This window comes from Lentzea sp. (assembly GCF_035525475.1).
In the GTDB taxonomy this organism is placed as follows: Bacteria; Actinomycetota; Actinomycetes; order Mycobacteriales; family Pseudonocardiaceae; genus Lentzea.
The window spans coordinates 47,102-58,764 of record NZ_DATLEC010000059.1; the positions used below are offsets into that span (position 1 = coordinate 47,102).

17 protein-coding genes are annotated in these 11,663 nt (G+C 67.9%); 10 read left to right on the plus strand and 7 right to left on the minus strand.

All coding sequences use genetic code 11. The annotated features are described in order from the left end of the window. Nucleotides 1-18: 18 nt before the first annotated feature. Both amcB and amcA read left to right on the plus strand, forming a co-directional pair. Nucleotides 19-1,206 (plus strand): cyclophane-forming radical SAM peptide maturase AmcB, encoded by a 1,188-nt coding sequence (gene amcB, locus VM306_RS10160; protein ID WP_325513391.1) that lies wholly within the window; start codon nt 19-21, stop codon nt 1,204-1,206. Then, nucleotides 1,154-1,288 carry a multiple cyclophane-containing RiPP AmcA gene (gene amcA, locus VM306_RS41330; RefSeq protein ID WP_414672358.1) on the plus strand — a complete coding sequence of 45 codons (135 nt, stop codon included), beginning with the start codon at nt 1,154-1,156 and terminating at the stop codon, nt 1,286-1,288. Before amcB ends, amcA begins: the two co-directional genes overlap by 53 nt. Here the strand turns inward: amcA and VM306_RS10165 are convergent, their stop codons facing one another. Then, the gene (locus VM306_RS10165; protein WP_325513393.1) at nt 1,289-1,948 is read right to left on the minus strand and encodes a pentapeptide repeat-containing protein; all 660 of its coding nucleotides are present in this window, start codon (nt 1,946-1,948) and stop codon (nt 1,289-1,291) included. A gap of 269 nt (nt 1,949-2,217) precedes the next feature. Between VM306_RS10165 and VM306_RS10170 the strand changes: the two genes are divergently transcribed. Beyond that, nucleotides 2,218-2,670, plus strand: coding sequence for a flavodoxin family protein (locus VM306_RS10170; protein ID WP_325513395.1), 453 nt, complete (start codon nt 2,218-2,220; stop codon nt 2,668-2,670). 70 nt (nt 2,671-2,740) lie between these two features. Here VM306_RS10170 and VM306_RS10175 read toward each other — a convergent pair whose 3' ends face one another. The 4 genes from VM306_RS10175 to VM306_RS10190 all read right to left on the minus strand — a co-directional run bounded on the left by VM306_RS10175 (nt 2,741) and on the right by VM306_RS10190 (nt 4,832). Beyond that, on the minus strand, nt 2,741-3,718 hold the full coding sequence (locus VM306_RS10175; protein ID WP_325513397.1) for an aldo/keto reductase: 978 nt from the start codon (nt 3,716-3,718) through the stop codon (nt 2,741-2,743). A 76-nt stretch (nt 3,719-3,794) separates the two neighbouring features. Further along, nucleotides 3,795-4,172, minus strand: a complete 378-nt coding sequence (locus tag VM306_RS10180; RefSeq protein ID WP_325513399.1) for a MerR family transcriptional regulator — start codon at nt 4,170-4,172, stop codon at nt 3,795-3,797. 34 nt (nt 4,173-4,206) lie between these two features. Further along, the gene (locus VM306_RS10185) at nt 4,207-4,593 is read right to left on the minus strand and encodes a type II toxin-antitoxin system death-on-curing family toxin (RefSeq protein ID WP_325513401.1); all 387 of its coding nucleotides are present in this window, start codon (nt 4,591-4,593) and stop codon (nt 4,207-4,209) included. A 32-nt stretch (nt 4,594-4,625) separates the two neighbouring features. Further along, nucleotides 4,626-4,832 carry a CopG family transcriptional regulator gene (locus VM306_RS10190; protein ID WP_325513403.1) on the minus strand — a complete coding sequence of 69 codons (207 nt, stop codon included), beginning with the start codon at nt 4,830-4,832 and terminating at the stop codon, nt 4,626-4,628. 56 nt (nt 4,833-4,888) lie between these two features. Between VM306_RS10190 and VM306_RS10195 the strand changes: the two genes are divergently transcribed. Continuing rightward, nucleotides 4,889-5,470 (plus strand): TetR/AcrR family transcriptional regulator, encoded by a 582-nt coding sequence (locus VM306_RS10195; protein ID WP_325513405.1) that lies wholly within the window; start codon nt 4,889-4,891, stop codon nt 5,468-5,470. 96 nt (nt 5,471-5,566) lie between these two features. Here the strand turns inward: VM306_RS10195 and VM306_RS10200 are convergent, their stop codons facing one another. Both VM306_RS10200 and upp read right to left on the minus strand, forming a co-directional pair. Next, entirely contained in the window at nt 5,567-6,859 is a 1,293-nt protein-coding gene (locus tag VM306_RS10200) for a glycoside hydrolase family 18 protein (RefSeq protein ID WP_325513407.1), read from the minus strand. Between the two features lie 94 nt (nt 6,860-6,953). Beyond that, the gene (upp, locus tag VM306_RS10205) at nt 6,954-7,577 is read right to left on the minus strand and encodes a uracil phosphoribosyltransferase (protein WP_325513409.1); all 624 of its coding nucleotides are present in this window, start codon (nt 7,575-7,577) and stop codon (nt 6,954-6,956) included. Between the two features lie 33 nt (nt 7,578-7,610). Here upp and VM306_RS10210 point away from each other — a divergent pair, with 33 nt between their 5' ends. The 6 genes from VM306_RS10210 to VM306_RS10235 form a co-directional block, all read left to right on the plus strand. Further along, entirely contained in the window at nt 7,611-8,222 is a 612-nt protein-coding gene (locus VM306_RS10210) for a maleylpyruvate isomerase N-terminal domain-containing protein (protein ID WP_325513411.1), read from the plus strand. A gap of 31 nt (nt 8,223-8,253) precedes the next feature. Beyond that, nucleotides 8,254-9,246 carry a Gfo/Idh/MocA family oxidoreductase gene (locus VM306_RS10215; RefSeq protein ID WP_325513413.1) on the plus strand — a complete coding sequence of 331 codons (993 nt, stop codon included), beginning with the start codon at nt 8,254-8,256 and terminating at the stop codon, nt 9,244-9,246. A gap of 93 nt (nt 9,247-9,339) precedes the next feature. Then, on the plus strand, nt 9,340-9,537 hold the full coding sequence (locus VM306_RS10220) for a hypothetical protein (RefSeq protein WP_325513415.1): 198 nt from the start codon (nt 9,340-9,342) through the stop codon (nt 9,535-9,537). 19 nt (nt 9,538-9,556) lie between these two features. Further along, a complete protein-coding gene (locus VM306_RS10225) occupies nt 9,557-10,216 on the plus strand; it encodes a DUF1707 SHOCT-like domain-containing protein (RefSeq protein WP_325513417.1) in 660 nt (219 codons plus the stop codon). A 122-nt stretch (nt 10,217-10,338) separates the two neighbouring features. Beyond that, nucleotides 10,339-11,295: a deoxyribose-phosphate aldolase gene (gene deoC / locus VM306_RS10230; protein WP_325513419.1), complete on the plus strand. Its 957-nt coding sequence runs from the start codon at nt 10,339-10,341 to the stop codon at nt 11,293-11,295. A 6-nt stretch (nt 11,296-11,301) separates the two neighbouring features. After that, nucleotides 11,302-11,663: aldehyde dehydrogenase family protein (locus VM306_RS10235; protein WP_325513421.1), on the plus strand; the 362-nt coding region annotated here is incomplete at its 3' end.

Here is an 11,663-nt window from a genome sequence, read left to right on the forward strand (position 1 = left end):
CATGAACGAGGGGGAATCGTGGACCAGCAGCTCTACCTTCGGCCGACAGCGGTCATCATGCAGCCAGAGACGCTCTGCAATCTCGACTGCACCTATTGCTATCTGCCGTTCCGGCACGAGCGGAACACCATGGCACTCGCGGTCGCACGAGCGGTGGCCGCATCAGTACGTCCCTGGGCAGCGTCCGGCACGGTCGAAGTGTGCTGGCACGGCGGCGAGCCGCTGGCCACTGGTCGCGCCCGCCTCGGGCAACTGATGGACGCGTTCGCAGGGATCGACGTCAAGCACGTGGTTCAGACGAACGCGACGCTGATCGATGAGGCCTGGTGTGAGTTCTTCGCAGCGCGGGACGTGCACGTCGGTGTCAGCATCGACGGCCCACCAGCCGACAATGCGAGTCGCGTAGACCGACGGCGGATGCCCACGCAGGCAAAGGCGTTGCGCGGCGTGGAACTTCTGCGCGCGCACGGCCACAAGGTCCACGCCATCGCGGTGGTGTCCGATCCGACTCCCAAGCGCGCCCGCAGGCTCTACGCCTTCGCCCTGGAGTGCGGGATCGCGCATCTCGGCGTCAACATCGAGGAGCAGGAAGGCGTCAACGTCTCCACCAACGCTCACCGCCAAGACGTCGTAACCGACTTCTGGACGACGCTCGCGGAGAGCTGGCGCGAGAACCCCGCTTGCCGCGTCCGTGAGCTTGAACGGGCACTCGGCTATGCCAGCGCGGTGCTCAGACGTGACAGCGCTACGCACCGCGATGGAGTACTGATCGATCCCCTGCCGACCGTTGGCCACGACGGCTCGGTAACCCTGATCTCGCCTGAACTCGCGGGATTCGACTCGATTCGCGGCACGTTCTCCAGCGGAAACGTACTGCACAACACTCTGAACGAGATCATCGAGCGATCAGCGACCGAAGAACCCTGGGTCTCCGAGTTCTTCCGGGGAGTCAAGAATTGCCGGCTCACATGCCCGTACTTCGACTTCTGCGGTGGCGGACATCCTGCCAACCGCTACTTCGAGCACGGCCGCATGGATGGAACCGCGACCAACTACTGCCGGAACAGCAAGATCTCACTACTGGAGGGAGTGCTGCGCCTTGACCAGTCGACAGCTACTGGAAACCAGGATCTTGGAGTGTCGAACGACGCTCGTGGACCTGCTGACCAAGACCGGTCAGCCACCTGCGCGGATCAACGCTTTTGACAACGACCCCACATGGGACAACGCGACCGGAGGCGGCGGCTTCGACAATCGTCCGACGTGGGACAACTGGGACAAGAAATAGCTAGCCCGCAACCGTCAGGCCGGCTTCCTTGGCGAACTGAGCACCGAGGGAGCCGGCCTGAACGGCTTCGATCCTCGCACCGCGCAGCGTCAACAGCCCACTGACATCGCTGAGCCTGGATGTCGTGAAGTCGCAGCCACCGGCGCGGGTGGCATCAAATTCAACTCGAGACATCTCACATTCGTCAAAAACCACATTGGAAAGGTCTCCAACAAGAACGGCCTCACGGAATGAGCAACGACGGAAGACGACCGCATTCTTGACCTGGTCAATCCTGAAGGTCGCGTAGTCGAAACGGCAGTCCTCGGCGTAGATGTCCGAAGCTTGCACGAATGACACTCGAAGCCCGATCGCCTGACAGCGAAGGAAGTCCACCCTCCGCGCGGTCACATCAGTCAGGACCGCGTTCGCCAGATTCACTTCTTCAAACCTGACGTCTGAAAGTTCGAGCGGAGCAAGACGAGATTCCGACAGATCCACGTCCGACACCAGTGCAACAGAAACGGACCCCTCTCCGGCGACGCCCGACTGATCACCCCACTGGACCCGAGCTGTTTCAATTTCGAAGTCACCCCGGAAGGCGGCCACTTCGTCCACGAGGTCTTCTTCCTCGATCCATGGCCGCTGAATAGTTTTGCCCGCGACCTTCAGGAACTCCATGAAGACACGATAGCGCACTCAGCAGACGACAAGCCGCATCCCGACGCAGTCGAACAAGAGCCGCCCGCTCGAACAATGTCACACGAAGGACTTAGTAGCGCTTTTCGAAGCATGCAGATCAGCGGAACGGATTCTCATCATCGGCCCGCTCAGGCAAAGCCGCGCATCACAACGGTGGTCTCACCACGCGTGCGCGAGCTCGGCGAAGGCGCGTGATCGCGGCGACGATGTCGTAGGAGGCGCGGGTCATGGACGTTATGTTGCTCGGCGTGTCCAGGTTGTTGATCGTGCACCACACGCCGTCACCCGCCCTGCAGGCGATGTTCGAGGCGGTGCTCGCCGGCGCCACCACGCCCGAGATCGAGGGCGTCGAGGTGGTGCGCCGGGCCGCGTTGTCCACAACCGCTGTGGATGTCCTGGAGGCCGACGGCTACCTGCTCGGCACGCCCGCGAACCTCGGGTACATGAGCGGTGCGTTGAAGCACTTCTTCGACACCGTCTACTACCCGTGTCTCGACTCGACGCGTGGGCGGCCGTTCGGGCTTTACGTGCACGGCAACGACGACACGACGGGCGCGGTGCGCAGCGTGGAGACCGCCACGACCGGGCTGGGCTGGGAGAAGGCGGCCCGGCACGTCACCGCCACGGGTGAACCGGCCAAAGCCGATCTGGAGGCGTGCTGGGAGCTCGGCGCGACTGTTGCGGCCCAGTTGTCCACATGAATCCAGGGTTGTCCACAGCTTCTTGTCCCCACCCTGTGGACAACCCTGGGGATGGATTCGAACGTGTGTTCTAACGGCCGACGGAGCTCATGTCCGGGTAGCGGTCGCCGGCCACCGCCGACGCGGGCACCGCGGCCTCGATCGCGGCCAGGTCGTCGGAGGACAGCGAGAGCGACGCCGCCGCCACGTTCTCCTCCAGGTACTTGATCCGCTTGGTCCCCGGGATGGGCACGACGTCGTCGCCGCGGTGCTGCACCCACGCCAGCGCGAGCTGCCCGGCCGTGACGCCGCGTTCCTCGGCCAGTGCGCGCAGCTCCGCGACCATCTTCAGGTTCGTCTCGAGGTTCGCGCCGGAGAACCGCGGGTTCGCGGCGCGGAAGTCGCCCTCGCCGAAGTCGGAGGTCGACGCGAAACGGCCCGTCAGAACGCCACGGCCCAGCGGCGAGTACGGCACCAGGCCGATGCCCAGCTCACGGGCCGTGGGCACGATCTCCGCCTCGATGTCGCGCGACCACAGCGACCACTCGCTCTGCAGCGCCGTGATCGGGTGCACGGCGTGAGCGCGGCGGAGGGTGTCGGGGCCCGCCTCTGACAGGCCCAGGTACCGCACCTTGCCCTCGGTGACCAGCTCGGCCATCGCGCCGACGGTCTCCTCGATCGGCGTGTCGGCCGGGACGCGGTGCAGGTAGTACAGGTCGATCACGTCGGTGCCGAGCCTGCGCAGGGAGCCCTCGACCGCCGACCGCACGTAGTCGCGGTCGCCGCGGATCGAGCGGCCACCGCCCTCTTCGCGCACGATGCCGAACTTCGTGGCCAGCACGACGTCCGAACGCCGGTCCGCGATCGCGCGGCCCACGAGCTCCTCGTTCAGGTGCGGGCCGTACATGTCGGCCGTGTCGATCAACGTGACGCCGAGCTCGAGCGCGCGGTGGATGACCGCGATCGACTCCTTCTCGTCGCCGGCACCGTAGAACTCCGACATCCCCATGCAGCCGAGCCCCTGCGGCCCGACTTCCAGCTCACCGATCTTCCTTCGCTTCACGTCCATCCCTCCACGCTAGGACCTGGAGCGCGCTCCAGCTCAAGTCGGCGTTCCGCACGACCACGACGCGGACCCGCCCGGCTCAGGCCGTCGCTTCCAGGTCCTGCTCGACCACCTCGTAGTGGTCGATCTTGTAGTCGAGCACCTCGAGGCACGTCTGCAGCTCCGCGATGCGGGCACGGACGTCGGCGCGGTGGTCGACGAGGATCTGCTTGCGACGGCCCGCCGTCAGGTCGCCGCGGTGCCTGAGCTGCGCGAACTCGCGCATCATGCGGATCGGCATGCCGGTCGTGCGCAGACGCGTCACGAAGGCCAGCCAGCCGAGGTCCTCCTCCGAGTAGCTGCGGCGACCGCCCGAGTCCCGTGCGGGAGGGTCGACGAGCCCGATTCGTTCGTAGTAGCGCAATGTGTCGATGGACAACCCGCTGCGCTGGGCGGCCTGGGCTATCGAGTAACTCACGAGATCGACGCTATGACCTGGAGTGCGCTCTAGGTCAAGCGGAATCCTTCGGGAGTCCCCACGCTTCGAGGTGACCGGCCATCTCGGCGACGTCGATCTTGTCGCGGCCCAGCGAGCGGACCAGGTCGAGCGCGTCGTCCTCGTCGGCGTCGATCCAGTAGCCGTTGATGTCGCACATCGTGACGGCGGAGACCCAGCCGAGGCGCCAGTTGCCCTCCACCAGGGGGCGGGTCCTGACGATCGAGTCGAGCAGTGCGGAGGACTTCATCCACAGCGTGTTGTAGGCCTCCACGCCGAGGACGGTGGCGCGAGGACGGTAGGCAGCGGTGTCGAGCAGGCCGATGTCCCGGACGACGAGGTCGCCGCCGGTCACGGCCGTGGCCAGCACTAACAGGTCCCCGGCGTCGAGGTAGGAGATCACAGCACCCAGTTGATCAGAGAGGTATGACAGTGTCAGGAGGATCCGAGCCTATCCAAAAGACCTCGGTACTTGGGCAGCACTCTCCCGAGGACCTCTCCGAGCTGCTCTTCCTGCTGCATCCGCCGGTACCGTTCCGCGATCGCGAGCCGCACGACCTCCTGCTTGGACCGGCCCTCGGCCTGCGCCAGTTCAGCGAGCGCTTGGTTTTCCTCTTCGGTCAACCGCAAGGTCATCGCCATTCACACGACGGTACCAATGTGATACCACCGAGGCCAGCGCCCGTTAGGATTGACCGATGCCCAGGCCCAGGACCCACGACGACGCGCTGAGGCGGCGTCTGCTCGAGCGGGCGGGCGAGCTGCTCAGCACCGAGGGACCCGCCGCGGTGAGCCTGCGCAAAATCGCCACCGACGTCAACACCTCGACGACGGCGGTCTATTCCCTCTTCGGCGGGAAACCGGCACTTCTCGAGGCTCTCTACGACGAGGCGTTCACGAGGTTCGGGACGCACCTCGCCGCGGTGCCGATCACCGGCGACCCCGCGGAGGACCTCGTCCAGATCGGACTGGCCTACCGGCGCAGCGCGCTCGCGGACCCGCGCTTCTACTCGGTGCTGTACTCGAAGGTCGTCGAACCGACGAAGGAGATGAGCCGCGCGGCGGGCCGGACGTTCGCGCCGGTGCGGAACGCGGTGCGGCGGGCGGTCGAGACGGGCGTCTTCCGCGACGAGGACCCGGAGCGGATCGCGTTGTCGATGTGGGGCATCGCGCACGGCCTGGTGAGCCTGGAGCTCAACGGGAACCTGCCGCACGGGGTCGACGCCGCCGCCACGTACGAACTGGCGTTGCGCGCGCACGGCCGCGGCTGGCTGGCGTAGAACCACGGAGAAACGCGGAATCCGGGGAGGCGGCCGCCGCGAAACCTCCCCGGACCCGCTGGACTGTCCGGTTAGGACAGTCCGTCTGGTGCGGCCCTACTTCAGGGCGCCGTCGAGCGCCTTGATGAGCTCGCCGTCGGCGGTGTCACCGTCGAGCGACCAGATCATCGCGCCGCCGAGCTTGCGGTCGTTGATGAAACGGGCCTTGCGCTTCATCTCCGTGGCGTCGTCGTAGGTCCACCACGTCGTGCCGTCGTAGATCCACGCGAAGCCGGCGCGCTCGTCGCGGTAGATCTTGTACCGGGGGTCGGCCAGCTTCGGCTTGATGGCCTTGAAGTCCTCGTAGCCGGCCTCGTACGTGGCCGGTGCGGGCGTGCCCGTGCCGAACAGGCCGTTGCGCGTGCCCGGCGCGACACCGGTCCAGCCGCGGCCGTAGAACGGAACGCCGAGCACGGCCTTCGAGCGCGGGGCACCGCGGCGCAGCCACGCGTCGACCGTCACCTCGGAGCTGAACTCGAACTGCGCCGGGTCGCCCTTCGGGACGCGCAGCGCGGACTGCTGGTTCGCGTTCGGGTCCCACGCGCCGTGGTAGTCGTAGCCCTGCAGGGTGCCGAAAGTCAGGTAGCAGAACACCTTCGCGACCTCGAAGCCCGCGTCCACCTGCTTCGGGTCGGCCGGCAGGAACGCGGTCAGGTCGCGGTTCCAGCCCATCTGCCCGCGGTACTCGGCGAGCAGCTTGGTGAAGTTCTGCTTGTCCTCGGGACGCACCACGTTGGGCGGTTCCGTGTTGCCGTTGCTGGAGGGCCACTCCCAGTCGAGGTCGACTCCGTCGAAGATGCCCTTCGCGGCGCCCTCCGGCAGGCCCGGCAGGTTGCCCTTGATCCACATGTCGGTGCACGACTTGACGTGCGCGGCACGCGACTCGGGGGTCAGCGCGGCGTTGGAGAAGTAGCGCGAACCGGTCCAGCCGCCGAGCGAGATGTTGACCCTCAGCTTGGGGTACTTGGCCTTGAGCTGCTTGAGCTGGTTCAGGTTGCCCGCCAGCACCTGCCCGGCCTCGTCGGCCTCGCCGCTCACGGACTGCTCCGCGGTGAAGGGCATCTGCCAGTCGGCCCACGGGTCGGCGCTGACGCACTTGCCCGACTCGTCGAGGAAACCGAAGGCGTAGTTCAGGTGCGTGAGCCGCGCGGCGGCTCCGCTGTCCACGAGGTTCTTGACCCGGAAGTTCCGGCCGTACACGCCCCACTGGATGAAGTACCCGACGGTCCGGGCCTTCGAGTAACCGTGGTGCCCCTGGGTCTCGACGTCGGCGTTCGCGGGCGCAACGGCCAGCGACGCGGACAGGGCGCCGACCGCCAGGGCGGCGACACCCCATCTCCGTCTGGACATGAATCTCCTCAGTCGTTCGCGGCAGCGGCGATGTGGTCCACAGCACGATAGGCCTGAGGTCTAGACCACTGCTACGTCCGATCGGAGGTATGTCCTAAACCGCCCCGTACAGACGGTCACCGGCGTCGCCCAGGCCGGGAACGATGAAGCCGGAGTCGTTCAACCGCTCGTCCACGGACGCGGTGACGAGGCGCACCGGGAGCTTCGAGTCCTCGAGGTGGTTGATGCCCTCGGGCGCCGCGAGCACGCACACGGCCGTCACGTCGGTCGCGCCGCGCTGGGTCAGCAGCCGGATCGTGTAGGCCATCGAGCCACCGGTGGCGAGCATCGGGTCGAGCACGAGCACCGGGCGTCCGGCGAGGTTCTCCGGCAACGACTCCATGTACGGCGTCGGCTGCAGCGTCTCCTCGTCGCGCGCGAGCCCCACGAACCCCATCTGGGCGTCCGGGATGAGCTTGTGCGCCTGGTCGGCCATGCCCAGACCGGCCCGCAGCACGGGCACGAGCAGCGGCGGGTTCTCCAGCCGGTGGCCGGTGGTGCGCGCGACCGGCGTGTGCGTGCGCTCTTCCTTCAGCGGAGCCTCGCGCATGGCCTCGTAGACCAGCATGACGGTGAGCTCCTGCAACGCCGCGCGGAACGCGGCGTTGTCCGTGCGCGCGTCGCGCATGGTTGTGAGTCTCGCCTTGGCGAGTGGATGATCGACCACCAGGACGTCCATGCCCGACACCGTAACCGCTGCGAGGAGCCGAGGGTGTTCGAAGAGATCTACCGCGAGGCACGTCAACGCATCATCGGCCTGACGATGGGCCTGAGCGCCGACGAGCTGGCCCGCACCGTGCCCGCCTGTCCTGAGTGGACCGTGCACCAGGTGATCGCGCACCTCTCGGGCTCGGCCGCCGATCTGGTGAGCGGCCGCACGGAGGGCGCGCCGTCGGACGAGTGGACCGCGCGGCACGTGGCCGAGCGCGCGGACGTCCCGGTGGACGACCTGCTGGAGCAGTGGAACGTCTCCGGCGACCGGATCAGCGAGATGCCGCGCATCCCGTTCCAGCTGGCACTGGACGCGATCACGCACGAGGCCGACCTCCGCGCGGCGCTCGGCCGCGAACGCCTGCCGGACGCGGTGTGGCAGCCCACGCTGGTGTGGATGACGCCGCGCCGCCTGGAGGGAGTCGCCGTCAGGACCGGGACCGGTGTCCTCGGCGACGGCCCGATCACCCTGGAGGTCGACGGCTACGAGCTGTGGCGCGCGTTCTTCGGCAGGCGCTCGCGCCGCCAGATGGAGTCGTGGGCCTGGTCCGACCCGTCGCCGGTCGAGAAGATCCCGTTCTTCCCGCCGCGGACGACCGATCTGGTGGAGTGAACAGCGTTAACCAGCGGTGTAGGGTCGCCGCGTGACAGACCACGTGCGCATCGGAGTGCTCGGCGCGGCCACGATCGCGCCGGCCGCCGTCATCAACCCGGCCCGCTCCTCCACGGTCGCCGAGGTCCTGGCCGTCGCCGCGCGGTCGGCCGAGAAGGCCCGGGCGTTCGCGGACAGGCACGGCATCCCGCGCGTGCACGGCTCATACGAGGAACTGCTGGCGGACCCCGCCGTCGACGCCGTCTACAACCCGCTGCCCAACGGCCTGCACGGCAGGTGGACGCTCGCCGCACTGGAGGCCGGCAAGCACGTGCTGTGCGAGAAGCCGTTCACCGCCAACGCCGCCGAGGCCGCCACCGTCGCCGCGGCGGCGAACGCCTCCGGTCTCGTGGTGATGGAGGCGTTCCACTACCGCTACCACCCGCTGGCCGTGCGCGTCGACGAGATCATGCGGTCCGGCGTGCTGGGCCCGGTGCGGCACGTCGAGGCGTCCGTCTGCTTCCCGCTGCCGGTGTTCTCCGACATCCGCTACGACTACGCGCTCGCGGGCGGCGCGATGATGGACGCGGGCTGCTACGCCGTCCACATGGCACGTCTGCTCGGCGGCGAGGAGCCCGAGGTGCGGTCGGCGAAGGCGTTGCTGCGCGGGCCTTCCATCGACAGGGCGATGCGTGCGTCGTTGCGCTTCCCCTCCGGCCACACGGGTTCCGTGCACGCGTCGCTCTGGTCGTCGACGGTGCTGAAGCTGTCGATGAAGGCCATCGGCGAGAACGGGACGCTGAAGGTCCTCAACCCGCTCGGCCCGCAGCTCCACCACCGCTTGTCGTTGCGGCTCAAGGACAAGAGCTCGTCGGAGAAGTTCGGCAGGCGCGCGACCTACGCCTACCAGCTCGACGCGTTCACCGACGCGGTGCTGCACGGCAAGTCGTTCCCGACGACCGCCGACGACGCCGTGAAGAACATGACGGTGATCGACTCGATCTACCGGGCGGCGGGCCTGCCGCTGCGGCGGCCGACCGCCTGATCCGGCCGCTCAAACCACACGATCCGGGAGTACAGGTTCGGCGAATCGGCTCCGAAGTGTCTCGTATCGGGTTGAGACGCGGAGGTGCTGACGGTGATGGTCGAACAGGAGCCAGCCCAGCAGTGGTGCGAGTCGCCGCTGGTCATACTCGGGGTGTCGGGGACGCTCGCACTGGTGATCGGCGTGCTGCCGGTGACGTGGGGCTACCACCCTGCCCTCGCGACGGTGCTCGCCCTGGTGCCGGTGGTGGCCCTGGCGATCACGGTCAAGTACGCCCCGAACAGGAAGTAGTGGTTCTAGACTCGATCGGGTGAGCGACGAGCTGGTACCGGCGGCTGACCAGAGTCACATGCGCGCCTCGGACGCGGACCGGGAACGGATCGCGCAGGTGCTGCACAAGGCGACGGCCGAGGGGCGCCTCGACATCCACGAGCTGGACGAGCGCCTGGGTGCCGTCTACGCCGCGAAGACGTACGGCGAGCTGGTCCCGATCACCGCCGACCTGGTGCTGAGCGGCATGCCGCAGCCCACGATGGTGCCGATGTCGCCGCAGCACCAGCCGGTCGTCAGCGACCGCGTCGTCGGCGGCGAGCCGGGCAGCGCGGTGTCGGTCGCCTTCTGGTCCGGTGTGAACCGCAAGGGCCAGTGGGTGGTCCCGCGCATGCACAACGCCGTCGCGGTCATGGGCGGCATCGAGATCGACCTGACCCACGCCCGGTTCGCCGAGCAGGAGGTCACCATCAGCTGCTTCGCGTTCTGGGGCGGCGTGGAGATCCGGGTGCCCGACGACATCAACGTCAACGTCGACGGGTTCGGCTTCATGGGCGCCTTCGAGGACCACGCGCCGGGGCGGCGGCACATCCCGGGCGCGCCGACCGTGCGGATCACCGGCCTCGCCATCATGGGTGCGGTCGAGGTGAAGGGGCCGAAGAAGAAGAAGTCCAGCATCCTGCGCGAACTACTCGAGTGACGCGGGCGGGGTCGTCATCTCAGACGGCCCGATCCGCTGTCGAACACCACCCCACAGCGGTGCTGAGCTGCGCAAACGTCCTCACTTAGGACGGGCGTCCCAATCCGCTTAGACTCGCGGGCATGGCTGCTCCAACGACACCGCCGTCGGCCCTGGCTGACGCCGTGCGCGACGAATCGTCGCTGCGGCGTTTCCTGCACGGGCTCCCCGGCGTCGACCAGGTCGGCGTCGAGCAACGAGCCGCGGGCCTCGGCACGCGGAGCATCAAGAAGGCCTCCAAGCTGCACGCCATCGACCTGGCGATCAGCATGGTGGACCTCACCACGCTCGAAGGCGCGGACACCCACGGCAAGGTGCGCTCGCTCGCCGCCAAGGCGCGCAGGCCCGACCCCGAGCGGCCCGACGTGCCGAAGGTCGCGGCGGTCTGCGTCTACCCCGACATGGTCAAGACCGCGGCCGACGAGCTCCAGGGCACCGGGATCAACGTCGCCAGCGTCGCGACCGCGTTCCCCAGCGGGCGCAGCACGATGGACGTCAAGCTGGCCGACACCCGGTTCGCCGTCGAGCAGGGCGCGAGCGAGGTCGACATGGTGATCGACCGCGGCGCGTTCCTCTCCGGCCGGTACGGGCAGGTGTTCGAGGAGATCGTGAAGGTCAAGCAGGCGTGCGGGGACGCGCACCTCAAGGTGATCCTCGAGACCGGCGAGCTCGTGACGTACGACAACGTGCGCCGCGCGTCGTGGCTCGCGCTGCTGGCCGGGGGTGACTTCATCAAGACGTCGACCGGCAAGGTGCAGCCCGCCGCGACGCTGCCGGTCACGCACGTGATGCTGCAGGCGGTGCGGGACTGGAAGGACCAGACGGGTGAGCTGCGCGGGGTCAAGCCCGCCGGCGGCATCCGCGCGACCAAGGACGCGATCAAGTACCTGGTGGCCGTGCACGAGGTGGCCGGGCCGGAGTGGCTCGACCCGCACCTCTTCCGGTTCGGCGCGTCGACGTTGCTGAACGACCTGCTCATGCAGCGGCGGACCCAGTTGGACGGCCACTACAGCGGCCCGGACTACGTGACGGTGGACTGAGAAGACATGTGGGAATACGCCCCCGCGCCCGAGTCGCGGGACATCGCGAACCTGAAGCCGAACTACCGGATGTTCGTCGACGGCCAGTTCGTCGAGGGCTCCGGAGAGCCGCTCAAGACCATCAACCCCGGTACCGAGGAGGTGCTGGCGGAGGTCTCGACGGCGAGCAAGTCCGATGTGGACACCGCTGTCAAGGCCGCCCGACGCGCGTACGACCGCGTGTGGTCGAAGATGCCGGGCAGTGAGCGCGCCAAGTACATCTACCGGATCGCGCGGCAGATCCAGGAACGCGGGCGCGAGCTCGCGGTGCTGGAGTCGCTCGACAACGGCAAGCCCATCAAGGAGTCGCGCGACGTCGACGTCCCGAC

Bases quoted from the DNA above. Each gene is read 5' to 3' on its own strand.
- VM306_RS10165 (WP_325513393.1), bottom strand. From the start codon at position 1,948: ATGGAGTTCCTGAAGGTCGCGGGCAAAACTATTCAGCGGCCATGGATC.
- VM306_RS10175 (WP_325513397.1), bottom strand. From the start codon at position 3,718: ATGGACGTGAAGCGAAGGAAGATCGGTGAGCTGGAAGTCGGGCCGCAG.
- VM306_RS10190 (WP_325513403.1), bottom strand. From the start codon at position 4,832: ATGGCGATGACCTTGCGGTTGACCGAAGAGGAAAACCAAGCGCTCGCT.
- VM306_RS10195 (WP_325513405.1), top strand. From the start codon at position 4,889: ATGCCCAGGCCCAGGACCCACGACGACGCGCTGAGGCGGCGTCTGCTC.
- VM306_RS10200 (WP_325513407.1), bottom strand. From the start codon at position 6,859: ATGTCCAGACGGAGATGGGGTGTCGCCGCCCTGGCGGTCGGCGCCCTG.
- upp (WP_325513409.1), bottom strand. From the start codon at position 7,577: ATGGACGTCCTGGTGGTCGATCATCCACTCGCCAAGGCGAGACTCACA.
- deoC (WP_325513419.1), top strand. From the start codon at position 10,339: ATGGCTGCTCCAACGACACCGCCGTCGGCCCTGGCTGACGCCGTGCGC.